Origin of the sequence: Pirellulimonas nuda, from assembly GCF_007750855.1 — a bacterium.
Taxonomy (GTDB): Bacteria; Planctomycetota; Planctomycetia; order Pirellulales; family Lacipirellulaceae; genus Pirellulimonas; species Pirellulimonas nuda.
In genome coordinates this window covers 550,183-575,752 of sequence record NZ_CP036291.1, presented here as the reverse complement: position 1 = coordinate 575,752, position 25,570 = coordinate 550,183, and the positions used below count along the sequence as shown (strand labels likewise).

Sequence of the window (25,570 nt, the reverse complement as noted above, 5' to 3'; positions counted from 1 at the left end):
ACGGCGCACCGCCTCGCGCCGCCAAATCATTTCTGTCACCCCAACAGCCCGTCCAGCTCGTCCACCAACCCCTCGAACCGATCGAGCGCCGTCGCCACCGGCTTGGGGCTGGTCATGTCGACCCCCGCGTCGCGCAGCAGCTCCAGCGGGTACTTCGAGCAGCCCCCCTTGAGGAAGCTGAGGTACGCGTCGAGCTCCGGCTTGCCCCCCGAAAGCACGCGCTCGCTCAGCGCGATCGCGGCCGACAGGCCCGTCGCGTACTTGTACACGTAGAACGCGCGGTAGAAGTGCGGGATCCGCAGGCACTCGAGCTCTAGCTGCGGGTCGATCGCGAAGCCGGGGCCGAAGTACGCCTCCAGCAGCCCCCGGTACTCCTGCTTGAACCGCTCAACGGTCAGCGGCTCGTTCGCTTCGGCCAGCTCGTGGATCACCTTCTCGAACTCGGCGAACATCGTCTGGCGGATGATCGTGCCGCGGATGGCGTCGATCTCGCGGTTGATCAGGTAGGCGCGCTCCTGGTCGCTGCCGGCTGAGTCCATCATGTGCCGGCTCAGGAGCTGCTCGTTGAACGTGCTGGCCACCTCGGCGACGAAGATCACGTAGTCGTAGTACTCAAACGGCTGGTGCTTCGACGAGTAGTAGCTGTGCATGGAGTGCCCCGCCTCGTGCGCCAGCGTGAACACGTGATCCAGCACGTCGGGCTGGTAGTTCATCAGGATGAACGGGTCGCCGTCGAACGAGCCCGCGCTGAACGCGCCCGACTGCTTCCCCTGGTTGGGGTAGCGGTCGCACCACCGGCCGCGGAGGCCCGACTCGAGCACGCTGACGTACTGGTCTCCCAGCGGGGCCAGCGACGCCAGGATCTTGGCGCTCGCCTGCTCCCACGTGTGGCGGACGTCCAGGTCGCTGAGGATCGGCACGTAGGTGTCGTAGTGGTGGAGCTCCTTGAGCTTCATCCGCCGCTTGCGCAGGTCGAAGTAACGGTACAGCGCCGGCAGCTTCGCGCGGACCGCGGAGATCAGGTTGTCGTACACGCTCACCGGCACGTCGTCCGCGAACAACGCCATGCCGCGGGCGCTGTCGTAGTCGCGCGCCCGGGCGTAGTAGATGTCGCGCTGCACCGAGCCCCGCAGCGCGGCCGCCAAGGAGTTCTCGTGCCCCTGGTACTGGTCGTAGAACTGGTGGAAGGCCTGCTTGCGGACGCTCCGCTTGGGGGAGTGAAGGAACAGGCTGAACGTGCTGTTGGAGAGCTCGACCGACTCGCCCTTCTCATTCTCCACAAAGCCGAACCGCAGGTCGGCGTCGGTGAGCTGGCGGAAGATCTGGTCCGACGCGTGGGCCATCTCGCTCTGCATCGCCAGCAGCCGCTCTTCCTTGTCCGAGAGCGTGTGCGGCTTGTAGCGCACGATCCGCTCCAGCAGCAGCCGGTAGGGCGCCAGCTCCTTGGCGGCCATCAGCTTCTTCAGCTTGGCGTCTGAGAGCGCCAGCAGCTCGGGCCGGATGAAGCTGGCGGCCTGCCCCGCGCGGCTGGCGACGTTCTGGAACCGCCCCTGCATCCGCTGGTGGGTGCTGTTGGCGGTGTCCTCCGCGGTCCGCAAGAACGCGTACGAGCCGATCCGCTCTGCGTCGCGGTCGAGCTTGCTGTCGAACCTCAGACACGCGGCGAGCTGCTTCGGGTCGTCCAGCTTGCCGCGGAACTTTTCGTACTTGGAGACCTGCTTCTCCCAGGCGCTGAACGCCTTCTCCCACTCGGCGTCCGAGGGGAACAGGCTCGCCAGGTCCCACGTATCGGCCGGCTTTGCTTTGCTGCGGGGGGGGAGCTTCTTGGTCTTTGCCATGAATCTAGCTTGTTCTAAAGGTTAACCACAAAGGACACGACGAAGCACGAAGGACGGACGAAAAGCAGTCGCCAAGCCGCCACGAGCGCCAAGAACGAACATTCAATGGGATGATCTAAATCAGAAGTCGATCTCGTAGCGCTTGAACGATTCATCACTTAACAATCAATCTGCCTTTCCGTCCTTGGCGCGTCTTGGCGCTCGTGGCGACTTGGCGGCTTCTCTGTCTTTCTTCTCTCATGCGTCCGTCCGTCCTTCTTGCGTCTTCGTGCCCTTAGTGGTTGATCGTCCGTCACCACTTCCAAAGCGCGGTGCCCCAACTGAGGCCGGCGCCGAAGCCGCAGAACATGACTTCGTTGCCCGGCTGGATGCGGCCCGCGAGCAGCGCTTCGTCGAGGATCATCGGGATGCTGCCGGCCGAGGTGTTGCCGTAGCGGTCGAGCTGCGCGGGGACCCGGCCCGGTTCGATCCCCATGCTCGTGATCGCGGCGTCCAGGATCCGCATGTTGGCTTGGTGCAGCAGCCACAGGTCGACCCGGTCTTGCGTCTGTCCCGCGTGCTGCAGCACCTGCCGGAACGAGTCTTCCATCAGCCGCACCGCCCACTTGAACACCGGCCGGCCGTCCATCTTCATCCACGAGGCGTCCACCCACGCCTTGGGGCCCTGGGTCAGGCACTCGCCGAAGGGCCGCTGCACGCCGCCGGTCGGGCGGTACAGCAGCGACGTGCCGGCGCCGTCGGCGCCCATCGTGTAGGAGAGCAGCCCCTGCTCGGCCGAGCCCGGCCCGATCACCACGGCGCCCGCGCCGTCGCCGAACAGCGGGTAGGTTTTCTTGTCGGCCGGGTCGACGACCCGGCTGTTCGTGTCGGCCCCGATCACCAGCACGCTCCGCGCGCAACCGTTCCCTACAAACTGGGCGCCGGTCACCAACGCGTAGACGAATCCCGCGCAGGCGGCCGAGACGTCCATCGCGGCGCAGTTCAGGCCGAGCCGGTCCTGCACCGCCGAGGCGGTCTGCGGCAGCAGGTGGTCGGGCGAGAGGGTGGCGAGCACCACCAGGTCGATCTCGGCGGGGTCGACGCCGGCCGCCGCGATCGCCCGCCGCGAGGCCTCAACGGCCATGTCGCTGGTGGCCATGCCGGGGGGGGCGTGGCGCCGCTCGCGGATGCCGGTCCGCTGGACGATCCACTCGGCGTCGCAGCCGAGCGAGGCGAGGTCGTCGTTGGTGACCACGTTGTCGGGCACGAACGAGCCGGAGCCCAGCACGCGGACCCCCATCAGGCGGAAGGCGGCGCAGCGGCGGACCATCTGCCCGGCGTCGGTTGCCGGGCCCGTAACTGCTGGGCCCGCAGCCGCCGTGGTTGACGCCGTTTTTGGCGCCTGTTGTGGCCCGTCGGATTCCCCCGCCATGCATGCCCCGATTGCGCGTAGCGCCACGGAGGGCGCGCCTGCCTCAAAACCCCTGGGAAGCGTAAGCCGGCGTCACGCGGTCGACAACCCCGCGGCGGCCATCGGGCGACCGCGCTATGCGGCTCGCCGACGGCCCGCGCCGCGGCGGTAGAGCCGGGCGTTGCCCTGTTTGCCCACCTCGTGGATGGCGCCGGTGTGCCTGAGGACGTAGGCGATCCGCTGCGCCACCCACCGCTGCTCGCCGATGGCCTGGGCCAGGGCGCCGGTGTCGAAAGGGCCGCGGGGGATCGCCGGCAGCAGCTTCAGCAGGTCGGCGGCGCGGCGCAGCGTCACACTCTCGCCAACCTCCGCGAGCCGCTGGTCGTCGACCACAAAGTCGTTCTTCCGCCACCGGCGCCGGCGGCCGTGGCCCGGCGAGCGGTGCTCTTCGACCTCCACCAGCACCGCTTCGAGCTTCAAGCGGGGGTGGGGGAAGGCGCGGGTGAAGTGCAGCAGCTCGTCGAACAGGTTGATCATGGCGCCCCGCTTGGGGCTCAGCCGCGACGACACGACCTGGCCCCCCTGCTTGTCGTACTTGATGATCTGCTTGCGGGCGACGATCGGCTTGACGACGCGCACCGGGTGTGTCTCGCACAGCTTGCGGATCTTGTCACGGATCGCGGCCAGCCCGCCGTGCTGGATCTCGATCAGCTCGTCGCCCAGCACCACGTCGATGCGGAAGCGGCCCAGGCGCACCTCGATCTCACCGCTGGCGCCGGCGTAGTGGGCCTTGAGCTGCTGATGGAGCGAGGTTTCCAAACGAGTGAATCGTGAGTAGTAAGTGGTGAATAGCCGACGGGCTCCGCCGCGTCGCTGGCGCTCGATTGCCGCGGGTTGCTCCTCCGCACCGGCCGGGGCGTAGCCCGGCGGCTATTGGGGGGGCGTCGTGTTGCTGCTTAGTTGCCGCTGGGGTCGATACCGAAGTCGGAGACCTTGAACAACGAGGTTAGCTCGTAGCCCTTGGCCGCGAACGCCTCTTTGCCCCCCTCTTCGCGGTCGATGATGGCCAGCACGCGCTCCACCTTCAGCCCGACCGCTTCGCAGTGCTCGATCGCCTTGAGGCTGCTGCCGCCGGTGGTGACGACGTCCTCGACAATCACGAGCCGCTCGCCGGCCAGGTAGGGGCCCTCGACCTGCTGCCCGCGGCCGTGGGCCTTGGGCTCTTTGCGGACCATCACCCCGCGGAGCGGGAGCCCGCGCGAGCCGGCGACGGTGAGCACCGCGGCGGTGATCGGATCGGCGCCGATCACCATCCCGCCGACCAGCTCGGGGAGCGGGTTGCCGATCAGGTCGAGCATCCCCTCGCCGATGAGCTGGGCGCCGGCCGAGTCGAGCGTTACCTGCCGGCAGTCGAGGTAGTAGCTGGCCTGTTTCCCCGAGGCGAGCGTGAAGGAGCCAAACTTGAGCGCCTTCTCACGGATCAACTGGGCAAGCGCGTCGCGGTCGTACATGGCAAGCGGCTGCGCCGCGGGGTGAGGGACGGGGGGCGAGAAAACAAGAAGGATGATAGCAGACGACCTACGGGTCGGCTGCTATCGGGCATCGCTTGCGCGTCCCCAACCCCCAGCCCCCGCTGCGCCAGCAGCGCCTCCCCCAGTCCCGTCGCGCAGCGACTACAGGCGGATGGTGACCTGCGAGCCGACCGACAGGATGTCGTACAGGTCGTCTAGGTCCTTCTGGGCGACAGAGATCCGGCCCTGGTGCGCCTCGCTGGGCGCCTCGGGGCTGCCCAACACCACGCTGGGGCCGAACGCTCCCCCCGGGCGTCGGAGCACCACCACCTTCTGCTGCGCCGCGGCCGCGGCGCTGGGGTCGTAGGCGGCGTACGGGGTGCCGCGCACCGGTTCGAGTTTCTTCTGCTCCACGGTCCACTCACCGCCGCTGCTGGCGGCGCCGTCCAGCCGCACCGGGAACCGGCCCGCGTAGCGGCCGCCGACCATCAGCACCAGTTGCTGGTCGCTCAGGTCGACCATCCCCTGGAACGGGCCGCGGATCACCTTGACCGATTGCCCCGGCCGGACGCCGTCCGCGCTGGAGACGCCGTTGATCTTCGCCAACAACTGCCAGGGGACGTTGTACTTGGCGGCGATCGTCTCGAGCGTCTCGCCCGACTGGACCTCGTGGGCCGGCTCGATCAGGTGATCGGTCGAGTAGATCACCGATCCGGCGAGCTGGCTCACGAGCTGCTCGACCTCGAGTTTCTGCGCGGGGGTGAGTGTGGGGTCGCTGTACCACTGCGTCAGCAGCAGGTGGGCGCGGCTTAGTTCGCCACGCTCGAGCGCCGCGTCGATCGCGGGCCTAGCGAGGTCGAACGGAGAGCCCCCGAGCGCGGGGCTTCCCGCCCCCTGCGAAGCGGGGGGGGTCATCGCCGGCAGGCTGGGCAGCGCCGGCAGCGACGCCATCTCGTCGGCCGGCGCGGCTTCGCGCGGCGTCGGCGTGTCGGCCTTGGCCGGGGGGATCGAGTCGAGCGCCGAGAAATCGATCGGCGTCGTTTCGGATTCGGCATAACGCCCGCCGGCCGCCGCTGCCACGGGGAGCGCCAGGGCGACCGCCTCGGGCGACTTGGGCTGCGGGTCCTGTGGCTGGGGGTCCCGCGGCTGGGGCGCCTTCGGCTGGGGCGTCTCGGGCTGGGGGGGGACGGCGGGCAGGGAGCCGGCCATGTCGGCCGTGGTGGTCCCCAACGACGGCACTCGCCCCGACGCGGCGACCTTCTCCGGCTTGCTCTGTTCGGCGGCGCCGTACCGCGCGGTGGGGATCTCCATCGGCATCGGCAGCTCCGGCATGGCGGGGGCCGCCGTGACGCTGGCCGCGGGCTTTGCCGCGGCGTCGGCCGTCGTGGCCGGCGGCGCCGTTTCGGCAGCGCCCGGCCAAGCGGTAGCGACCTCGGTGGCCCGCGGGTCGGTCTGCTCCCACGCGTCGCCGCTGATGCCTTCGATGGGCGCCACGGGGCTCTGATTAATCTTCATCGCCAAGAACAAACCAAGCACGGCCAGGATCGTGATCGTGGCAAGCGGTCGAATCGTATCCATTGCTATCGTCCTCCTTGACGTTCCTTCGGGGCGCGCACACGGTGCGCAACAGGCGCGGGAGGTTAGAAGAACGCCGCTGCGGGGGCGAGGGCAGTTTTCCTGGCGCCGCGACGCGCGAGCTAGCACCGGCAGCCAGCGGGTGGCGGCGTCCCCCAGCGCTAGGGAGCAGGCGCGGCCGGGCTCGGCGGGGCGTCGACCGCCCGCAGCAAGAACAACGCCTGCACACGCTCGGCGACCCCAGAGGCCGGCGTCTTCTCTTTCGACCGTGCCAGCAAGATCCGCGGCGCCACGATGGCGCGCTGGTCGAGCGTGCGGTCGGCGTCTGCTTCGGCCGGCCGGCCCCCGGCGCCCCCACCGAGCTCGCCGCCGGCGTACCCGAAGCGTTGCTCGCGTGCTTGTTGGCTTGCCCCCTGCTGCACCACGCCGCGATTATTGAAGCGGTTGAGCTGCTGGGCGGCCTGTTCGTACTGCCAATCGGCTTCGGCAGGCCCCCCACTTCCGCGGTTGAACGAGTACCAGCGGTCCTCGCTGCGGAACTGCTTGGCGGCCCCCTGCTGGGCGCCAAGCGACGGAGTCGCTGACTGGCCCACCGACTGGCCCACCGACTGGCCAGCCGACTGGGTCGGCGATCGAAGCGACCTATATTCGGCGGACGGCGAGCCTGCCGAAGCGACCGACGGTTGGGCCGCAGGCGAGCGGGCCGAGCGAGGCTGCTGGGCGGGGAGGGTCTCTACCTCGATGCTGTCGTAGTTTGAATAGTCCCCCTTGAGGTCGGCCAGGCACGCCAGCACCTGCGACGCGGGGGCGTCCATCAGCACCAGCTCAACGTCGGCGGCCAGCGCGCGGTCGCCGATGGCGGGCCGCGTCCCGGCGCCGCGCTGGCGGTCGGCCGGCTCGTTGGCTTCGGAGGAGCCCGCGATCGCGCCCAACGACTCCATCGGCTCCACCTCCATCTGGTTCCGCCCCAGCGTCCGCACGAACTGGCCGGTACGCAGCGCTTCGGGCTTGGCCTGAACGCTCACGAACAACTGCAGCGCCGGGTTCGGCTCGGGCGCGGCGTTGTTGGCAAAGAAGTTCTGCGTCTCGGCGATGACGCTTTGCAGCGGAGCCTCCCTGTCGAGGCCAGCGCCATCGGCGGCGCGCCCCCCCTCGCCCAAGCCCTCGGCGATCGCGTCGGGTACTCTGCCGTCGACGCCATTGACGGCGACCCCGGCCGGGTCGGCCGGCTCGCTCGCGGCGAACCGGTCCCGCGAGTCTTCTTGGACCGCTTCCATCCGACGGCCCATGGCACGGCTCGCGCGGTCTGTCGCGGCGTCAGACGCAGCGCCGGACGGAGCATCCGACGCGCGGCCCGCATCGCTGTCTAACTTCGCCAACGCGGCTGCTTCCTCCCTGGCGGGTGGCGGGGCCGCTTCGTCTGCGACGATAGCGTCTGCCAGAGCGTTGTCGGTCCCCTCGGGCTCGTCGACCGCGACGAATGCCGCGTCGGGCTTCGCTGCCGCGGGGCGGTCCGGCCCGCGTGCATCGGCCAGCGCCCCTTCTGCCGGCGCCTTCAGCGCTACGTCGTTCTGGCCGCCGTCGCGGGTGGTGACCATCAGCGCTACCGCGGCGGCAATCGCAAGCGCCGCCCACATCCAGCCCCGGGGCGAACGCCCGATCGGCAGGCTCCCGCCGCCGCCGCGGGCGGGCGCCTCGGCATCAAGCCGCCGACGCACCGCGGCGGCGAGGTCGGTCCGCGGCGCCTGGGCCGGCAACGCGCGGATGGCCGACGAGAGCGTCTGGAAGTCGTTCATCAGCCGGTGCGATTCCGGGCTGGCCGCCACGGCGGCCTCGGCCTCGGCCCGCTCGGCGCCGGTGAGCTGCCCGTCGGCCAGCGCGCTAATCAGCTCCGCGAGCCGCGCGTCGGGGGCGCCGCTGGGTGTGTTGTTCGGGTTGGCGGGTGGTTGCGTCATCAGGCAGAAGTCTCTTCGGCGAACATCGGCGCCAGCAGCTCGCGGAGCTGCATCCGGGCGCGGAACAACCGGCTCCGCACGGTGCCGACGGGCGTCTCGAGCACGTCGGCGATTTGTTGGTAGTCGAGCCCCTCGATCTCCCGCAGCACGATCACCTGGCGGTGCTCCTGCGCCAGCCGGCCGATCGCGTGCTGAACCAGCGAGTCGCGTTCCTGTTGGATCATAGGTCCGTCTGGGGGAGCGGCAGGCGCCGTCGGTTCGGGGACCCCCGCCTCGACCGCGGCGTTGAGCGACGCACGGGGCCTGCGGCGGCGGGCACGGCTGGCCGCTAGGTTAAACGCGATCCGGTACAGCCACGTAAAAAACGCCGAGTTCTCCTGAAACGAATCGAGCTTCACGTACGCCTGCACCAACGCGTCCTGGGCCAACTCCTCTGCGTCGTCCGCCGAGCCGCACAGCCGCAGCAGGCAGTGGAACAACCGCTGCTGGTGCTTCTCCGCCAGCCGGCCGAACGCGTCGCGGTCTCCCCCGCGGGCCGCGCGCAGCCACCGCGCTTCCGCGTCGGCGGTCGCGGGGTCGCGGCTGGCAAGGTCGGGGGGGCCGGAAACGCTCAAGCGGCTATGAACCTGGGTCGACTGGTTTCTCCCCCCTAAGGACGTCTCTCGGAAGCCCTCTAGAAAGACAGACGCGTGGCAGGGGAAGATAGTTCCCACGCACCCAGGGTTTCCCAGAAAGCATTGTTCGGTTCCCCGCGACCGGTGTCAAATCGAGCCGCCACAAACGATCCAAACCAAAACCAACAGCCGACGGGCTCTGCCCCGTCGCCGCAATCACCAAGCCACGCGTCCTGCAACGGAGGCAAAAGAACCACGGCGTTAAAGTGCACATAGAGACGGATAGAGAAGAAGGTAGAAGGGAACCGCCGATAGACGCAGATGAACGCAGATGAGGAGAAAAGGTAGGGAAGGAGACTCAGCACACCTAGATGCATCTGCGTTCATCTGCGGTTTCAATCTCTTCACTCCTTCCGTGTTGTCTGTGGCGCTGTGGTTTTCTTCGATCAAGTTGGATGGAGTTCTGTTTCGCGCCGACCGTAGGTCGGCAGCTCCTGCTTTCTGATTGTCCTTGGCTGGTTGGCTGCCGATGCTTCATCCTTCGCTCCGCTGGGTTCCGGACTCGCTCGAAGCGCTCGAGGGCCTGGGGCTGCGCCGTGTGCTGGTTGAGCGGCAGTCGCCGCAGGGCCCGGTGACGGAGCTAGCCGGCGAGCCGGTGGCGAACTTCGGCTCGAACGACTACCTCGGCCTGGCGGGCGACCCACGCCTGGCCTCGGCCGCGGCCGAGGCGGCGACGCGCGAGGGCTGGGGCGCCGGCGCCAGCCCGCTGGTCACCGGCCGCAGCACGTCGCACGCACGGCTCGAGACGCGGCTGGCCGAGTTCGAGTCGTGCGAGGCGGCGCTAGTGTTCCCTTCTGGCTTCGCGGCGGGCGCCGGCGTTGTCCCCGCGCTCGTCGAGGCCGGCGACGCCGTCTTCTCCGACGCCAAGAACCACGCGTCGCTGATCGACGGCTGCCGGCTCAGCGGCGCGGCGCGGCGCATCTACCCGCACAACGACTGGCAATCGCTCGACGCGATGCTCGCCGAGGCCGCCCCGCTGCGGCGCCGGCTGATCGTCACCGACGGGCTGTTCAGCATGGACGGCGACCTGGCGCCGCTCGACCGCCTGGCGGAGCTGGCCGACAAGCACGACGCCATGCTGATGGTCGACGAGGCCCATGCCACCGGCGTGCTGGGCCCGGCGGGACGCGGCGCGGTCGAGCACTATGACGCCCTGCAACCGGGCGTGGCCGCGCGGGCCGCCGTGCGTGTGGGGACGCTCAGCAAGGCGCTGGGGTCGGCCGGCGGGTTTGTCGTGGGGGATCGGCTGCTGATCGATTGGCTGGCGAACCGCGTGCGGCCCTACGTCTTCTCTACGGCCGGTCCCCCCGCGGCGGCCGCGGCGGCGCTCGTGGCGCTCGACGTTGTGCGCGACGAGCCGCACCGCCGCCGCGAGCTGCTGAGCCGTGCTGCGGAGCTCCGCGACCGGCTCCGGGGCCAGGGCTGGCGGCTGGGGGCCTCCGAGAGCCAGATCATCCCGCTGCTGATCGGCGACCCCGAGCCCGCGGTGCGGCTCGCCCGCAGGCTGCGGGAGGCGGGGCTGTGGGTTCCGGCGATCCGGCCCCCCACGGTCCCCCAGGGCCAGTCGCTGCTGCGGATCAGCCTGAGCTGGCGCCACACCCCCGAGCAGCTCGACCTGCTGACCCAGGCATTGGCCGCGCACGTCGCCTCGACGGGTTGTGCGGGCTAGGGGGCCCGCCCGCCCCCTGGGGCCCCAGAAAGGGGGCAGAATGGGCGCCGGCGGTGCGTTCTAGGCGCTTTCTGCGGGCAACATCGGCGGGCTTTCGCCCCCCGCCCGGGAGATCGCCCAAGCGTTTCGTTGACCCTGCCCTCCCCCCCATTTAGAGTGAGGGTTGGCGTTCTGCACCCGGATGCACCGATCCCGTTGAGGCAACGACTTGCCCCCCATCGTTTTTCAGATACTGCTCGGCCTGGTGGTGATCGCCACGCTGGTGCTCGCCTACCTTGCGTCCAAGCGCTGGCACTGGGGCCAGGTGGTGGTGGTCGTGCTGCTGGTGTTCTGCTCGATCGGCTACGCGATCCTGGCGGCCAACATTTTCTCCGAACGCTCTGCGTCGCAGGCCCGCGCAGAACGCGCCGCCAAGGACCTGGCGGAGACCAACACACTGCTGCTGGCGCTGGACACCGGCAGCAAAGACCCCGGCGTCATCGCTCAGCTCGGGGCGCGTGAGCTGCGTGTGGCCGAAGACGCAGAGACGCTCGACAGCGCCGTCGACAAGCGGCACCTGCTGGAGCTGAAGACCCGCCTGCGTGGGCGGAGCTGGTCGGGGGGGGCGCCGACGGTCGACCGCGCCCAGGGGAAGATCGCCGTGCGGTTCGCCGATCAAGCGAACCTGGGCATCTCGCCCGGCTCGGTGCTGTTCGCGTTTGAAGAGGGCGACCCCGGCAAGGGGGCCGAGTACATCGGCGAGTTCCGCGCCATCAACGCGGCGCAGGGGGTGGTGACGCTAGAGCCGGTAGTGCCGCCCGAGGCGCAGCCCGAGGCAGAACGAGACAAGCGGGAGCTGGCGCGTATCATGCGCGGCCGCGGCCCGTGGGTGCTCTACGAATCGATGCCCGTCGACACGCACGACGTGTTCGAGGGGGTGCCGCCGGAGCAGCTCAAGACGTGGTTCTCCGAGCCGGTGGCCGAAGAGTACATCCGCGACGGCGGCGAGCTGACCAACGACGACCCGCCGCAACGCCGCGAGGGCTTCAACGCCGACGGTCAGCCCGTGGGCCCCGACGACTACAACGCAGACACGGTGTACCGCTACAGCCGGCAGCTACGCGACTACGCGTACTTGTTCCATCAGGCCCAGGCCCACAAGATCGAGATGCTGGCGGCGCTCGACGCGGCCCAGACCGACGGCGACCGCTTGCAAGTGGCCCTGGCTTCCGCCAAACAGAGCGTGACCTACCGCACCGCGGAGGTCGCCAAGCTGACCAAGGAGCTGACGGGCCTCAAGACCGACCTCAAGGCGCTCACCAACTTCTACACGCAGGTGCAGCAGCAGCTCACCAACGCCAAGGCGCTCTTCGAGAAGACGCTGGTAGAGAACAACCGCCTGGCCGAACAACTGTTCGCCTCGCACGCGGCCGCGCTGGGGGGCGACCTCCGCCGGGTCCCTGCGCCCTCCCGCGGTGCGGTAGACATCGACGCGCTGTAGCCGTCCGCGATCCCATCCTTGCCCTCTCGTTTGCTGATCTGTGGACCATCGTCCGCGGACCGCGTGTTGTTTACACTGTGGCGGAACCCTTCCTTTCCTCCACGAAGCAACCGCCATGGCCGACGTCACTATCCGCATGCGCCCCAGCGGCCCCTTTCTGGTCGAGGGCCCGTTTAAGCTCATCGACTCCGAGGGGAACGCGTTCGAGCTGAACCCGGACAAGCCCGCCATCGCCCTGTGCCGCTGCGGCCAATCGGCCCGCCGCCCGTTCTGCGACGGCGCCCACAAGGGCTGCGAGTTCGTCTCCGACGAACGCGCCCCGGGGGTCTGACGACGCTCCTGCGTCGAGCTTCAGTATCTGAATCTAAGTCGGAAGCGTCACCGCCCGGCCAAGCCTCCGAGACTTGAGCCGGTAGCGTCAGCGCCCGGAGGCCGGTGCGCCGCTACTGCTCTGGGCGCGTTAGCCTCCGGGCGCTGACGCTTCCGGCTCACCAACACGTTCTCCACCACCGGGCGCGTGCGGCCGGCCGCCCCGCGGGCGCCGGATTCAACGGTTGTACGCGTCGCGCGTTGCGGCCGCGGCGGCGCCCGCCCCATTCTGGCCGTGTGGCTCCTGTCGGGCCGCGGGCGGCGCGCGGTAAGCTCGTTGGCTCGCGCCGCTAGGGCGTGTTTGCCCCGCACTGCCCGAAGGGAGTCCAACGCATGTCGGAAACCGTCAACCGCCTGGCCGCTTTGGTTGGGGACGCCCAGCCCCAGACGCCCGACCAGTCGTCTGCCGATTCGCCGCTAGAGTTGACCGCGGAGCTCATCGCCTCGGCCCGCCCCTTCGTGGGGGAGTGGCAGACGCTCGAGAGCACCACCAACTGGGAGAAGGGACGGATCATCGCGGCCTGGCGCAACCAGCTCGAGAAGGCCGGCTCAGACGCCACCGAGTTCTCCGACCAGGCCTGGGCCCAGCTTGTGGGCGGGGTCACCAGCCAGCACGTCGGCCGGCTGCGACGCACCCAACAGCGGTACGGCGACGTCTGGCGTGAGTACGCCGGGCTCTACTGGAGCCACTTCTACGCCGCCCTGGAGTGGCCCGACGCAGAGATGTGGCTCGAGGGCGCCGTGCAGAACGGCTGGTCCATCTCCAAGATGCGGGCCCAACGCTGGGAGACGCTGGGCGACGCGGCCGTGGGCGCCTCCGACCCAGACGCGGAGGACGCCGATGACGAGCACGCCCCGCTCGAAACCGACCAGGCGCCGGCCGACCAGTCGCCCGCCACGCCGTGGGGCGAGGGCGAGCCGAGCGTCAGCGAGCCGGCCGTCGCCAGCCAGCCCCGCGAGCGCAGCGCCCAGGACGACGAGGCCGACCAGTCCCCGTCCGAAACCCACGAGCCGGAGGACGGCCCACGCCCGCCGCGCGAGCGCCCCTTCGCCGAGCTCCCCGAGCTGCCGGCCGACGTCGCCGAGGCGTTCGAGCAGTTCAAGCTGGTGCTGCTCAACCACAAGCTGACCGGCTGGCAAGAGATAGGCCGCGACGACCTGGTGGCGGTGCTCGAGTCGCTCAAGCGGCTGGCCCTAGCGGTCGACGACCCCACGTCCTGAGGCGCCGCGAGCGCCCCACGAGCGCCCCAGCGAAGCCTCGGCGGGGGACCCCGATCCGGGCCGCGCCCAGGTGCAATTCCCTCCATTTGATTGACGCGGCCCGCACGGCAGCGTAAACCGGAGGTACGCGCAACCGCTCGGCCCCCCGCGCTCCCGCCCCACGAACGCTTCTGGTTCCTGTGAAAGAATCGATCCGCTCCCGCTTCATCGCCGCACGGCTGCTGGGATTGGTCGTGCTGGGTGGGCTCGTGCTGGGGTTGGGGGCGGGCGACTGCCTCGCGGTCACGATCAACCCCTACCAGGCGGTCGGCCCGGTGGTCGATCGCTGGGCGTGGGACCTCAAGGGGGCGGTCGGCAGGACCAACACCCCCGCCGAGGCCCACGCGCTCTACGGCGCCGTGAACGCCAACATGGTGCGGATCCCGATCTTCGCCGAAGCGCACTTCGCGGACGGCACGGTCGACCAGAGCAAGTACAACACCCTCATCGACAGCATCAACCAGATCAAGCTGGTCAACCCCAACGTGCAGGTCTTCGCCAGCCTGAAGCTGCTGGGGGGCGACACGTTTATCGGCCCCGCGAGCGACCCCGACTGGATCACCCAGGCGGGGTTCGGCTTCTCCCAGCAGAACGGCTCGATCTTCGGCAACACGGTCATCCGGCCCAACCCGGAGCACTACGCAGAGCTGGTTGCCGACTACTTCGACTACATGCGGACCCAGGGGGTCGAGATCGACTTCGTCGGCCTGAACAACGAGACGCAGAACGCGCTGACCAGCGACCGCTACATCAGCGCCTACGACCGGCTCAACACCAAGCTGGACGCGCGTGGGTTCGACACCGACGCGCTCAAATTCATCGGCTCCGACTCGTACGGCCCCAACGAGAACATCAGCTTCCTGAACGCGTTGAGCAGCGCCGGCCGGCTCGACACGATCGACATCGTCGGCAGCCACCAGTACTCCACCGTGTCGGGGCACACGTCGGACAATTGGAACACGATGTCCAACATCTCCGGCGGCAAGGAGATGTGGCACACCGAGGTCCACATGAACCCGGCCAACTCCAACAACGGATCGCCCCCCGAGGACAACATCACCCGCATGCGCAAGGGGATGGCGGTGCTCTTCTCCGCCAACATCGAGGGGGTCAGCTCGTTCACCTGGTGGGGCGACGGCCAAAACCAGAGCAACATCGACACCACGCTCAAACGCGAGCTCATCAACTCGATGATCGGCGGCCTGCCCGTGGAGACCCTCTCGCCCGACTACCCCGGCAACGGCTCGCCCGATTTCAACGAGCTCGACCCCGACCGCGAGGCCACGCTCTACCAGGCGTACAAGCAGGGGACCAAGGTGACGCTGTGGCTCGCCAACCCGGGCGACGCGCAGAACAACCTGCCGGTGAACCTGTCGATCGGCAAGATCCGCAGCGGCTCGCTCGCGGGGGAGTACTGGTCCGGGCCGGGCAACAGCGTCACGGGGGGCAACTCCGGCGCCCTGGCCGCTTCGCTCAGCGCAGACGGCCTGAGCTTTACGATCGGATCGCTCCCCTTCAACAGCATCGCCATGGTGACGTTCGACCTGCTGCTGGGGGGCGACCTGAACCAGGACGGACAGCTCAACCAGCTCGACATCGATCAGTTCCTCCTGGGCTGGCGGCAACGCAGCCCCCTGGGGGACCTCAACAACGACCTGACCACCGACCGGAACGACTGGTTCCTGTTGCGTACGGCCTTCCTCGAGCAGGGCCAGGCGATTAGCGCCGCGGGGCTGGGCATCGCCGTGCCCGAGCCGGGGGCGCTGACCACGCTGCTGCTAGTAGTAGCGACGCTACGACATCGGCGCCCCCCCGCGAGCGACGGACGCTAGCCCGCCGCTCAGGGTCGCTGTGTGGTGTGGGGCGTTGCCGTTTCAGCGGTCAGCGGTCAGCTCTTGCCGTGGAGCAACCAAGCTGAAAGCTGACCGCCGTAAGCTAACAGCTACAAGCTACGCCGCCGCGTACTGCTCTGCGTAGTCCAGCACCCACTGCTCAATGAGCTCGGCAAAGTGCTCCAGCTCCGCGTCGCGCAGCTTCTCGAAGTGCCCGCGGGTGAACGACTCCTTGTTCCGCACCGCGCCCTTGGCGGCCACGTCCAGCACGTGGTAGTCGTTGTAGGGAGAGACGGTCACCTGCAAGCGGCTGAAGAAGTTGGTCCGCTTCCCGCCCGCGACCCCCACGTCGTCGCGCACCGCCTGGGCGCCCCAGCCACGCTCGTCGACGATGGTCTTGACGCGGAAGCCCGGGAAATTGTCGGCCAACTGGCCCAGCAGCGTCTCGATCGTCTCGGACAACGCCAGCCGCATCGCCGAGTGCCGCCGCCGGCACTCCTCGTCACTGAGCGCATCCGCGGCCGCGGCCTCGTCGCGGGCCTGCCGGGTGCGGACGCCTCGGTCGGCGGCGCGTTTGAGTCGTTCGCGGAAATCCATGGCGGTCGGTTGGGGAGCAGCGGGCGGGATGGTTTGGGGTATTGTAGGATAGTGGGGAGGGCGCGGGGTAGGTGGTTCCGCGGGGCGATTGTTGCTCGTTCCGATGGCCAGCTCGTTCGTGCCGGCAGAACGACCGAACGTACTCCACTACTGTTACCACGTTTTCGATACGAGCTGTCCATGACCGTCGACGAGCTTCTCAAATTCGCCGCCGCTCAAGCCCCGGTGATCGTCCAACGGACGGTACATGTGCCCGGATCCCAACTCCGAGCAGTGCTGGCCGAGGGCAAGCCGATGCTGCTCACGGAACTGATGGCCCATCCTGATAAGCAGTTGGAATCGAAAGAATTCCGTTACGCCCACGTCTTGGGCCGCGGCGTTCCGCTTGATGAAGTCCAGCTTTGGCAGACCGAACATCCTTGCCACTCGTTGCCCGGAGAGCTGGTTCAATTCCTCACGCGGGTGAACGGCATCCACCTGTGGGCGGATATGGCGACCTCACGTGCGTACTTCGGAGTACTTCCGCTTCAAGACTGGCAGGACGCAACGGATGTTGGTTGGGCAGCCATGTATCAGTCACCGCCGGTGGGGCAATTGGTCCTTTCCTATCACGACAACGGAGACAACTTCCTCGTCTTGGACACGCGACGCCAAAAGTATTTGTGGTACGATCTTCAAGACTTTGATAGCCCGAAGGATGCGGGAAGCACCGTCCGGGAGTTGCTCGACTTTTGGGTCAAGGAAACTGCCTGGCTTGATCCGCGGCGAGAGGGCGACGCTGGATAACACCGAACAACTCCCGCATTAACGTAAGCCCTGAGCGGCGCTGCAATGGGTAGGTGAACCTGCCGGCGATTGCGGCATGTTCCGATTGCCCACTCGTTCGCACCTGCTGATCCTTCTGCCCGAGATGCTCACAGATTCAAGGGCGCTGAAATGCGCCGTACGCTGACAGCTCTCTCTTGAGGTCGGCCGATACATTATCCAGAACAAAGAACTTCGCCGGCACGTCGGCACTAACTATCGCCCCCATCTCGCTACTAAAATCGATAAAGACATCCGCTTCATGACCTTCGCGCCGCAACCTGAGGGCTACCGTTGGGTTCCATGTGAAATCCTTCACGACATTAGCCGGATAGCGGCTTAGATTCGACATGAACTCACTCAAGTCCGCCGACTCTTCATCAGAGAGCGTGCAGATCGGGGTCAAGGTCACTTCGTCTTCAAAGTTCAATTGCGGCTGTTCGAATGCATTGCCTGAGTTTAGGCGAGCAGCGAGCACTTGCACACTTTCAGGGTTCGCAATTAATCTCCAAGTGTCGACCGAACCAAATACATTTCGACTCCTCTTTTCCCGACTATCTCGCATCATGTAGGCGGCAGCCACGGCTGCTAGGGAAGCCAGGGCGCCAAAAATCAACAATGTCTTGAGGCTGTATCGGAAGTTCATCATCGGTGCGCGTAGTACAGGTGCCGACGGGTGCTTGGCGGTTCAGTGGCGTCGAGTCGGTGACCTCGCCGGCGAGAGACGCAACGCCAACCATCACGGCGAGCTCGGCGGGATCACCTACCCTTCTTCGCGCCTCACGGGGATCTCCATCGGCGCCGCAAAAGGTGCGTGGACTTGCCGGCGATTGCGGCGTGTGCCGATTGTCTAGTCGTTCGCGCAGGCAGAACTACTCGCCGCCCGCCCTCAACGGGCGGGCTTCTCGGCTCTGCATGGCGGATCGTTCGATGAAGTCGGCCAGCTCGGGCTCGTCCGACAAGAGGCCCAGCAGGGGGTCGTCGTCGGATTGGTCGTTGGCGACCGGCGTGCCGGCAAGCTTGCTGGCGATCGCCCCCAGCACGAACTCGCTAGCGGACTTTGCCTGCGACCTCGCCGAAAGTAGGACCTGCCCTGCCAAGGGTTCCGGCATATCGACTCGCATGCTGATCAAAGCCTCCTACAACAAGGATAGGATGCGAGCAAAGCCGTGGTCAAGTTTTGGAGGGCGACATTGCGTCTGGGCGAGCCGAGCGCTCGCCGGTCACCCCCCCTTCTTCCGCTCATGATACTGCAACAAATCGCCAAACGACCGCATCGGCTCGGCGCCCTGCCGCATCGCGTCGCTAATCGGCGGCCCTTTGGGCCGGGGCGCCGGGGCGGGTTTTTTCGGGGTCTTCTTACGGGCGGGGCGCGGCTGGCTGGTGGCCGCCGGCGGTGGGGGGGCGACGTTCGGGTCGATCATGGTCAGCGACACGCGCCGGCGCTGCGCGTCGACGCCGGTCACCCATACGCCCACCTGCTCGCCGACCGAGACCACGCGGTGCGGGTCGCTCACGTAGCCCTTGCTGAGCTGGCTGACGTGCACCAGCGCGCTGTCGGACAGGCCGATGTCCACAAACGCGCCGAAGTCGACCACGTTCACCACTGTGCCCCGTAGCTCCATGCCGGGGTGCAGGTCGTCTAGCCGCACCACGTTGCGGCGGAACACCGGCGCGGGGAGCTCTGCACGCGGGTCGCGCCCGGGACGCGCCATCGCGTCGAGCAACTGCTCGGCCGCGAACCGGCCGACCGCGAGCCGCTCGGCCATCGCCGTCGGGTCGACCTCTGAGAGCACGCGCCGCGCGCTCGGCTCGCGGATGGCGGCCGTCTCTACCCCCACGTTCGCCAGCAACTGACGCGCCGCGTCGTACGCCTCGGGGTGCACCCAGGTGGCGTCGAGCGGCTCGTCGCCGCGCTCGACCTTCAAGAACCCCGCGGCCTGCTGGAAGCTCACCGGGCCGAGGCCGCTGACGCCGCGCAGCTCTTGTCGCGACCGGAACGGGCCGTGCTGTTCGCGGTGTTCGCAGATCCGCCGGGCGGTGAGCTGGTTCAGCCCGCTGACGTAGCGCAGCAGCGAGGGGCTGGCCGAGTTCACTTCGACGCCGACAAAGCTGACGCAGGAGCGCACCACGTCGTCGAGCGCGTCGCGCAGCAGCGTGTGGTTGGCGTCGTGCTGGTACAGGCCGACCCCCAGGCTCGCCGGGTCGATCTTCACCAGCTCGCTGAGCGGGTCTTGCAGCCGGCGGCCGATAGAGACCGCGCTGCGCTGGATCGCCTCGCGGTCGGGCAGTTCCTCGCGGCCGATCTGGCTGGTGGAGTAGACGCTGGCGCCCGCCTCGTTGACGATCACGTAGCCCAGCTCGGCGCCGTCGAGCTCGGCCCCCGCCAGCTCGTCGGCGATGAGCTCCGCGACCAGCTCTTCGGCCGGCCGACACGCGGAGCCGTTGCCGATAGCGATCACCCCCAGCCGGTGCTCGCGCGCCATCCGCGCCAGCTCTGCGCGGGCCTCGGTCTTCTGCTGGTCGCTCATGATGTACACGGCGCCCGTCTCCAGCACGCGCCCGGTCTCGTCGAGCGCGGCGAGCTTGCAGCCGTTCTTGTAGCCGGGGTCGACCGCCAGCACCCGCCGCCCGGGGAGCGGGGGCTGCATCAGCAGGCCGCGGAGGTTGCGGGCGAACACGGCCACGGCGTGCGACTCTGCGCGTGTGGCCAGCTCGCGTCGCGCCTCGCGCGCCAGGCTGGGCCCCAGCAGCCGGCGGGCCGCGTCGCGGGCGGCGCCCGCCAGCAGGTCGGCCTGGGGGTGGTCTTGCGGGGCGTAGCGCGCGACCGCCAGCAGCTCGGCGGCGTCGACGTCAAACTCTACCGCCACGCGCAGGGCGCCCTCGCGTTCGCCGCGGTTGATCGCCAGCACGCGGTGCAGCGGCGCCCGGGATAGCGGCTGCGAGTACTCCCAGTAGTCGCGGTAGCCGTCGGCGAGCTTGTCGTCCTGGGTGGCCCGTTTGGCGGTGATGCGGCCGGTCTGCTCTACCACGCCGCGCACCCCCTGCCGCAGCGCCGCGTCCTCGGCGAACCGCTCGGCCAGGATGTGCCCCGCCCCCAGCAGGGCCGCAGCGGCCGAAGCGACGCCGCGTTCTTCGCTGACGAACTCGCCGGCCCGCCGGTCGAGGTCGGCGATGGAGCCGGCGACGATCTCGTCCGCCAGCGGGCCGAGCCCCTGCTCGCGCGCCCGCTGGGCGAGCGATTGTTTCTTGGGCTTGAAGGGGAGGTAGAGGTCGTCCAGCAGCCGGATGGAGTCGGCCGCGGCGATGGCGTCGCGGAGCGCGTCGGTCAGCTTCCCCTGGGTCTGCAGCGACCGCAGCACGGTGGCCTTGCGGCTGTCGAGCCGGCGCTGGGCCGCGAGGGCCTCGCGGACCGCGACGACCTGTTCTTCGTCCATGCCGCCGGTTTCGTCGCGGCGGTAGCGGGTGATAAAGGGCGCCGTGGCGCCGTCGTCCAGCAGGGCGACGACGCTCCGCACCCCCTTGTGCGGGAGCCCCAGACTGCGGGCTAGCCGCTGGCAATCGACCTCAGGGCTGGGCATAGGCTCGACTCAAGGGGGGCGGTCCCGGCCGGGGGGGCGGCTCCGGCTGACCAAGACGCGTCAGAACCGCGCGTGTCGGTTCAGCAGAATGGAACTCGGGAGGAAGACAAGGCGTATCGGACCGACGCTGATCGGCGGTTCCGCTGGTTCGCATGTGCTGACGGGCCTTTGATGCATGACGCGTTGGGCTGCGCGGCAGTGGGGGAGCGCGGATTCTCGCGGTCGGGCGCGGGGCGTGTCAAGCAGCGATAGCGGCGCCGCCGCTGCAATCGGCGCCGGCAGGCGGGGCCTGCGGCTTGCCAAAAACCGGACGGGGCGACCCATTTGGCCTCAACCGGCGTAACTAGAAGGGTCGATCCCTGCCGATGTGGGCCAGGAGGGCCCGACGCAAGATATCGGTTCCGCTCGATTACGCAGGGATGCTCGCCACGATGACTCGCCCCCGTCTGAAGCTGTACAACGGACCCGAAGCCCAAGCGACCGACCATTCGGGCGCCGACGCACGCACCGTGACCGTCCCGGTAGGAGAGGTGCTGCCGCTGCTAGCGGACGCCATCGAGAGCCGCCGCACTTGGTTGAAAGACTTCGAGGACGACGAGCTGACCCTGCCAAGTGACCTTTACGAAGTGCTGATGGCCTACCGATACTTCCGCCGCCCTTCGGCCTGACCCACGCGACTTCCGCGGCAGGCCCCGGGCGTACATCCTTCGCCTCCGGACGCCACCGTTGATTGACCGCCTGCCAGACGCCCCGCCGCTGGGCACGCCCCCGCACGCACCCGTGCTGCGGCTCGGAAGCCCCGCCAGCGCGGGAGAACTTATCCAGAGGATCCGCGACTCGACCGATCGGCTTGAGGCCGACTGCCTGGACGCGGGCGACCTGAAGATCCTCAGCCGCTCGATCCGCGAGCTGCGCCGCGCGTTCAACGTGTTCGCCCCGTACCGTGGCTGCCGCAAGGCGACCGTGTTCGGCTCTGCGCGCACGCCGCCGGCCGACCCGGCCTACGTGCTGGCCGTTGAGCTCGGCCGCCGCCTGGCCGAGGCGGGCTGGATGGTCATCACCGGCGCCGGCGGCGGCATCATGCAGGCGGGCCACGAGGGGGCGGGACGCGAGGCCTCACTGGGGCTGAACATCCTGCTGCCGTTCGAGCAGTCGGCCAACCCGGTGATCGCCGGCGACCCGAAGCTGGTGAGCATGAAGTACTTCTTCACGCGCAAGCTGATGTTCGTCAAAGAGTGCGACGGCGTCGTCTCGCTGCCGGGGGGCTTCGGCACCCTCGACGAGGCGATGGAGGTGCTCACGCTGGTGCAAACCGGCAAGCGGGAGCTGCTGCCGATGGTGATGCTAGACGCCCCCGGCCAGGGCTACTGGCAGGACTGGCTGGCCTTCATCGAGCGGCACCTGCACCGCACGGGGCTGATCTCGCCCCCCGACCTGTCGTTGTTCCGCGTCACCAGCAGCGTCGACGAGGCGGTTGACGAGCTGCTGGGCTTCTACCGCGTCTACCACAGCATGCGGTACGTCGGCCAACGCCTGGTGCTGCGGCTCAACCGGCGCATCAGCGAGCAGACGCTGGCGCGGCTGAACGACGCGTTTACGGACATCCTGGTCTCCGGCGCGATCGAGCAGACCGACCGCCTGGCCGAAGAAGCCGACGAGAACGGCGCCGCCAAGCTGCCGAGGCTGGTGCTGCACTTCGACCGCAAGAACCACGGCCGGTTGCGCGAGCTGGTGAACGTGGTGAACGCGGAGTAGGGCGAGAGCGTCATTCAGCCGGGAGACGGAAGCGCCCAGTGGGTCGGGCGACCGCTCGGTTGCTGCCCTCAGTTCGCGAAGCAATAATGTAGTCATGGCGATTACTCTAGAAGACTTCGCGAACTTTCAGGCGTTCGCCGAAGCGCATATCTCTGGCGGGAACGCCGAGTCCATCGAGCAATTGGCCCGCCTCTGGCAAGAGTTCGGCCAAGACGCTGACGACTTGGCGTCGATCAGGCGAGGGATTGCCGACGCCGATGCGGGTCGGACTGTGCCGGTCGCCGATGCGTTCGACGCAGCGCGAGGGGCGATTGGAAGGGATACACCGTGAGGCATCGCGTCTCGCTTACCCACGAAGCCAGGTCTAATCTGATACGTACCGCCCAGTGGTGGTCCGAACACCGAGACGCGGACCAAGCGTGGCGGTGGCTAGAAGGGTTCGAAGCAGCCATCAACGGCCTGCAGCGCCATCCACAGCGCCAGCCGCTATCGATTGAGTCGGACAAGTTCGATGGTGGGCTGCGTCAACTCAATTTCGGACTCGGCGGCCGCCCAACCCACCGCGCAGTTTTTCGCATCGTGGGAGAAGTCGTCGAGGTGATCGCGATTCGACACCTGGCGCAGCAAGAACTTTCGCCAGACGACTTTCCAACCTCTGCGAGCTGACACCCCTGCCTCGAAACCCTAGCCCCGCGCGCTCAGCTCCTTCACCATCGCCACCAACGCCCGCGCGTTCTCCGGCGGAGTCTGCTGCAGGATGCCGTGCCCCAGGTTGAAGACGTGCCCGGGGCGGCCCGCGGCTTGGTCGATGACCGACCGCACGCGCTCGCGCAGCACCGATGGGTCCGCCAGCAGCACCGCGGGGTCGAGGTTGCCCTGCACCGCCCGCTGGGGGCCGACCATCTCCCACGCACGCGCCAGGTCGATCCGCCAGTCGACGCCGATCACGTCCCCCCCGGCCTCGGCCAGCAGCGGCAGCAACGCGGGGTTGCCGGCGCCGAAGTGGATCACGACCGCGGAAGAATCGATTTGTGACAGCAGCCGCTGCGTGGCGGGGAGCACGTAGCGGCGGTAGTCTTCCGGGCCCAAGCAGCCGACCCAGCTATCGAACACCTGCACCGCCTCGGCGCCCGCGGCGATCTGCGCGTTGAGGTAGAGCGCCGCGGAGTCCGCGAGCTTTTCTAGCAGCGCGCGCCAGGCGCCCTCGTCGCGCAGCATCAGCGTCTTGGAATGCAGGTAGGTGCGCGACGAGCCCCCCTCGATCGCGTAGCTGGCCAGCGTAAACGGCGCGCCCGCGAAGCCGATCAATGGCATGTCTGCCGGCAGGTCGGCGCGGGTCTGGCGGACCGTCTCAACGACGTAATCGAGCGCGTCGATGTTCTGCAACGCGAGCACGCGGTCGACGTCCGCCGCGGTTCGCACCGGGTTGTGGATCACCGGACCGTCGCCCGGCGCGAACTCCAGCTTGAGCCCCATCGGCTCGAGGATCGGCAGCAGGTCGGAGAAGATGATCGCGGCGTCGACCCCCAGGTAGTCGACCGCGGTGCACATCACCTCGCTGCAGAGCCTGGGGTTCTTGCAGAGCTCGAGGAACGACAGCTTGCTGCGCACCGCGCGGTACTCTGGCATGTAGCGACCCGCCTGGCGCATCAGCCACACCGGCGTCCGCTCCGTCGGCTCGCGGCGGCACGCACGGAGGAACAGGCTCTGCCCCCCCGCGGCGGCGGGAGCCGGAGTCGTAGCGCTAGGGGCCGGCGTCCGGATCGAGGGGGCCGCGCCCCGCTTCTGCGTGATGAGCCCGTGGGACTTCTCTGCCGCTAGCACAACCAGCGTCCCCATCTTCGGCGGGGAGGCCTCGAGGTCGATCGGCAGCCCCTCTTCTTCGAGGCGTTCGCTGGTGGTGGGGCCGATCGAGGCGACCACCATCCGCTGCATCCCCTTCCGCACGGCGGGGCCCAGGTCGCTGCGATCGGCCACTTCGAGCAGGTTGTTGATCTGTTGGGCGGAGGTGAACATCACCACGTCGACCCCTCCCTCGGCGATCAACCGCACGGCCTGCTCGAGCGGGCCGGTGTCTTCGGGGAGCTCCCAGCGGTAGACGCACAGCCGGTCGACCCTGGCGCCGCGGGCCTCGAGCCCGGCGACGAGGCTCGGGTTGGTGACGCCGTACTCTTGCAGCCCGACGGTCATGTTGGCGACCGGCATCTTCTGATCGAGCAGCGTGAGCAGCTCGCGCCAGGTGTTGGGCTCCGGCGCCTGGTGCGTTGGTTTAATGCCGAGCGCCTTGAGCGCCATCGTCGGCTTGGGGCCGCGGGCGACGATCGGCACGTCGGACATCGCGTTCACCAGCCGCTCGCGCCCGACGTGCGGCGCCGCCTGCTCGACAAACTTCTGCACGCCGACGCCGGTCAGCAGGATCAGCGCGTCGATCTGCCCGGCCAGCAGTCGGTGGGCGAACTCGACGGCGGGGCGTGGGTCGTCAACGGAAGTCTCGCGCATCGACGGCGCGTTGATCGCTTGGCCCCCCAATCGCTCGATCATGCGCGCCATGTCGGCGCTGCGGCGGCTCTCCAGCGCGAGCACGCGGAGGCCTTGGAAGGTTGGTTTCTCGCTCGGCATGGCGGGGTGCTTTGTGTTGCTCTAGAGGATCGCGTGCGGCGTTGGGTCAGTCTTATTCTAGCGACGCGCGCGGAAACTTGTCGCGGCTCGTCAAGCACTTTGCGCGCAGCGATTGCAGGGGACGCGCGCAACTTTTTCGAAGCGCGGCGAAGGCTGCTTGACATCGCGCGCGAGTTCCGCAACACTGCGTCCACTGCATCGCACAACGCGTGTTGAGTCCTTCAGCCCGCCTTGTGTTGCTTCCAACGGCGCACGCCATTGGGCCCTGGGCGGGCCCTCGCCGCTGGAGTCTAGGGGCGCCAAGAATAGAAGAACCGCGCTACCTCTGCGCCCCTTCACGCCAGAAGGGCCGCCAGAAATGTCGAGAGGGCGTGGCGGATGATCGTGTGGGTTTCGTGGGGGAGCGATAGTGACCAGTCAACGCAGCACGCTTCTCTTCAAACGAGTTGTTTGGCGATACTCGGCCGTCAAGACTTCGGCCGTTCTCGATTACCCGATTGGGGGGCGACGCATCGACGGATCGGCTAGTCGGCGACAGCGTTCGCGAAAGGGATGTCCCCTCCATGGGTTGCTATGATCTTCGGATCCTTTTATCTCTACGGCAGGGGGAACATCGCTTCCCCCTGCCGTACTTTTTTGCGCCGAGCGGCTGCTCAACTCG

Annotated in this window: 22 protein-coding genes; 10 read left to right on the top strand and 12 right to left on the bottom strand. The window is 68.3% G+C overall.

From position 1 onward, the window contains the following. Nucleotides 1-35: 35 nt before the first annotated feature. From pepF to Pla175_RS02335, 7 genes are all read right to left on the bottom strand, one after another. Nucleotides 36-1,838, bottom strand: a complete 1,803-nt coding sequence (pepF, locus tag Pla175_RS02365; protein WP_145280971.1) for an oligoendopeptidase F — start codon at nucleotides 1,836-1,838, stop codon at nucleotides 36-38. A 292-nt stretch (nucleotides 1,839-2,130) separates the two neighbouring features. Continuing rightward, on the bottom strand, nucleotides 2,131-3,147 hold the full coding sequence (locus tag Pla175_RS02360) for a beta-ketoacyl-ACP synthase III (RefSeq protein WP_197527218.1): 1,017 nt from the start codon (nucleotides 3,145-3,147) through the stop codon (nucleotides 2,131-2,133). Between the two features lie 216 nt (nucleotides 3,148-3,363). Next, nucleotides 3,364-4,047 (bottom strand): hypothetical protein, encoded by a 684-nt coding sequence (locus Pla175_RS02355; RefSeq protein ID WP_197527217.1) that lies wholly within the window; start codon nucleotides 4,045-4,047, stop codon nucleotides 3,364-3,366. 137 nt (nucleotides 4,048-4,184) lie between these two features. After that, nucleotides 4,185-4,739, bottom strand: a complete 555-nt coding sequence (gene pyrE, locus Pla175_RS02350) for an orotate phosphoribosyltransferase (RefSeq protein ID WP_145280969.1) — start codon at nucleotides 4,737-4,739, stop codon at nucleotides 4,185-4,187. 162 nt (nucleotides 4,740-4,901) lie between these two features. Continuing rightward, complete coding sequence (locus Pla175_RS02345) at nucleotides 4,902-6,317, bottom strand: LysM peptidoglycan-binding domain-containing protein (RefSeq protein ID WP_145280967.1); 1,416 nt, start codon at nucleotides 6,315-6,317, stop codon at nucleotides 4,902-4,904. Nucleotides 6,318-6,475: 158 nt separating this feature from the next. After that, on the bottom strand, nucleotides 6,476-8,269 hold the full coding sequence (locus Pla175_RS02340; protein ID WP_145280965.1) for an RseA family anti-sigma factor: 1,794 nt from the start codon (nucleotides 8,267-8,269) through the stop codon (nucleotides 6,476-6,478). After that, entirely contained in the window at nucleotides 8,269-8,883 is a 615-nt protein-coding gene (locus Pla175_RS02335) for a sigma-70 family RNA polymerase sigma factor (RefSeq protein ID WP_231954130.1), read from the bottom strand. Before Pla175_RS02335 ends, Pla175_RS02340 begins: the two co-directional genes overlap by 1 nt. Before the next feature lie 529 nt (nucleotides 8,884-9,412). Here Pla175_RS02335 and bioF point away from each other — a divergent pair. The 5 genes from bioF to Pla175_RS02310 all read left to right on the top strand — a co-directional run bounded on the left by bioF (nucleotide 9,413) and on the right by Pla175_RS02310 (nucleotide 15,553). After that, nucleotides 9,413-10,612, top strand: a complete 1,200-nt coding sequence (gene bioF, locus Pla175_RS02330; protein WP_145280963.1) for an 8-amino-7-oxononanoate synthase — start codon at nucleotides 9,413-9,415, stop codon at nucleotides 10,610-10,612. A gap of 208 nt (nucleotides 10,613-10,820) precedes the next feature. Then, on the top strand, nucleotides 10,821-12,092 hold the full coding sequence (locus Pla175_RS02325) for a hypothetical protein (RefSeq protein ID WP_145280961.1): 1,272 nt from the start codon (nucleotides 10,821-10,823) through the stop codon (nucleotides 12,090-12,092). 115 nt (nucleotides 12,093-12,207) lie between these two features. Beyond that, nucleotides 12,208-12,423, top strand: a complete 216-nt coding sequence (locus tag Pla175_RS02320) for a CDGSH iron-sulfur domain-containing protein (RefSeq protein WP_145280959.1) — start codon at nucleotides 12,208-12,210, stop codon at nucleotides 12,421-12,423. A 371-nt stretch (nucleotides 12,424-12,794) separates the two neighbouring features. Further along, nucleotides 12,795-13,682 (top strand): hypothetical protein, encoded by an 888-nt coding sequence (locus tag Pla175_RS02315; RefSeq protein WP_145280957.1) that lies wholly within the window; start codon nucleotides 12,795-12,797, stop codon nucleotides 13,680-13,682. Nucleotides 13,683-13,861: 179 nt separating this feature from the next. Then, nucleotides 13,862-15,553, top strand: a complete 1,692-nt coding sequence (locus tag Pla175_RS02310; RefSeq protein ID WP_145280955.1) for a glycoside hydrolase — start codon at nucleotides 13,862-13,864, stop codon at nucleotides 15,551-15,553. Between the two features lie 117 nt (nucleotides 15,554-15,670). On the opposite strand, the gene Pla175_RS02305 is transcribed toward Pla175_RS02310, so the two are convergent. Then, nucleotides 15,671-16,150 (bottom strand): hypothetical protein, encoded by a 480-nt coding sequence (locus Pla175_RS02305; RefSeq protein ID WP_145280953.1) that lies wholly within the window; start codon nucleotides 16,148-16,150, stop codon nucleotides 15,671-15,673. Between the two features lie 180 nt (nucleotides 16,151-16,330). Here Pla175_RS02305 and Pla175_RS02300 point away from each other — a divergent pair, with 180 nt between their 5' ends. Beyond that, nucleotides 16,331-16,936: an SMI1/KNR4 family protein gene (locus tag Pla175_RS02300; RefSeq protein ID WP_145280951.1), complete on the top strand. Its 606-nt coding sequence runs from the start codon at nucleotides 16,331-16,333 to the stop codon at nucleotides 16,934-16,936. 136 nt (nucleotides 16,937-17,072) lie between these two features. On the opposite strand, the gene Pla175_RS02295 is transcribed toward Pla175_RS02300, so the two are convergent. From Pla175_RS02295 to Pla175_RS02285, 3 genes are all read right to left on the bottom strand, one after another. Next, complete coding sequence (locus tag Pla175_RS02295; RefSeq protein ID WP_145280949.1) at nucleotides 17,073-17,603, bottom strand: hypothetical protein; 531 nt, start codon at nucleotides 17,601-17,603, stop codon at nucleotides 17,073-17,075. A 223-nt stretch (nucleotides 17,604-17,826) separates the two neighbouring features. Continuing rightward, on the bottom strand, nucleotides 17,827-18,066 hold the full coding sequence (locus Pla175_RS02290; protein ID WP_145280946.1) for a hypothetical protein: 240 nt from the start codon (nucleotides 18,064-18,066) through the stop codon (nucleotides 17,827-17,829). A 111-nt stretch (nucleotides 18,067-18,177) separates the two neighbouring features. Next, nucleotides 18,178-20,535, bottom strand: a complete 2,358-nt coding sequence (locus tag Pla175_RS02285) for a helix-hairpin-helix domain-containing protein (protein ID WP_145280944.1) — start codon at nucleotides 20,533-20,535, stop codon at nucleotides 18,178-18,180. 431 nt (nucleotides 20,536-20,966) lie between these two features. Between Pla175_RS02285 and Pla175_RS02280 the strand changes: the two genes are divergently transcribed. From Pla175_RS02280 to Pla175_RS02265, 4 genes are all read left to right on the top strand, one after another. After that, nucleotides 20,967-21,203 (top strand): hypothetical protein, encoded by a 237-nt coding sequence (locus Pla175_RS02280; protein WP_197527216.1) that lies wholly within the window; start codon nucleotides 20,967-20,969, stop codon nucleotides 21,201-21,203. Between the two features lie 58 nt (nucleotides 21,204-21,261). Next, the gene (locus Pla175_RS02275) at nucleotides 21,262-22,290 is read left to right on the top strand and encodes an LOG family protein (RefSeq protein WP_145280942.1); all 1,029 of its coding nucleotides are present in this window, start codon (nucleotides 21,262-21,264) and stop codon (nucleotides 22,288-22,290) included. A 94-nt stretch (nucleotides 22,291-22,384) separates the two neighbouring features. Continuing rightward, a complete protein-coding gene (locus Pla175_RS02270) occupies nucleotides 22,385-22,621 on the top strand; it encodes a hypothetical protein (RefSeq protein WP_145280940.1) in 237 nt (78 codons plus the stop codon). Beyond that, nucleotides 22,618-22,956 (top strand): type II toxin-antitoxin system RelE/ParE family toxin, encoded by a 339-nt coding sequence (locus Pla175_RS02265; protein WP_145280938.1) that lies wholly within the window; start codon nucleotides 22,618-22,620, stop codon nucleotides 22,954-22,956. Before Pla175_RS02270 ends, Pla175_RS02265 begins: the two co-directional genes overlap by 4 nt. Nucleotides 22,957-22,974: 18 nt before the next feature. Here the strand turns inward: Pla175_RS02265 and hemE are convergent, their stop codons facing one another. After that, on the bottom strand, nucleotides 22,975-24,909 hold the full coding sequence (gene hemE / locus Pla175_RS02260) for a uroporphyrinogen decarboxylase (RefSeq protein ID WP_145280936.1): 1,935 nt from the start codon (nucleotides 24,907-24,909) through the stop codon (nucleotides 22,975-22,977). Nucleotides 24,910-25,570 lie beyond the last annotated feature (661 nt).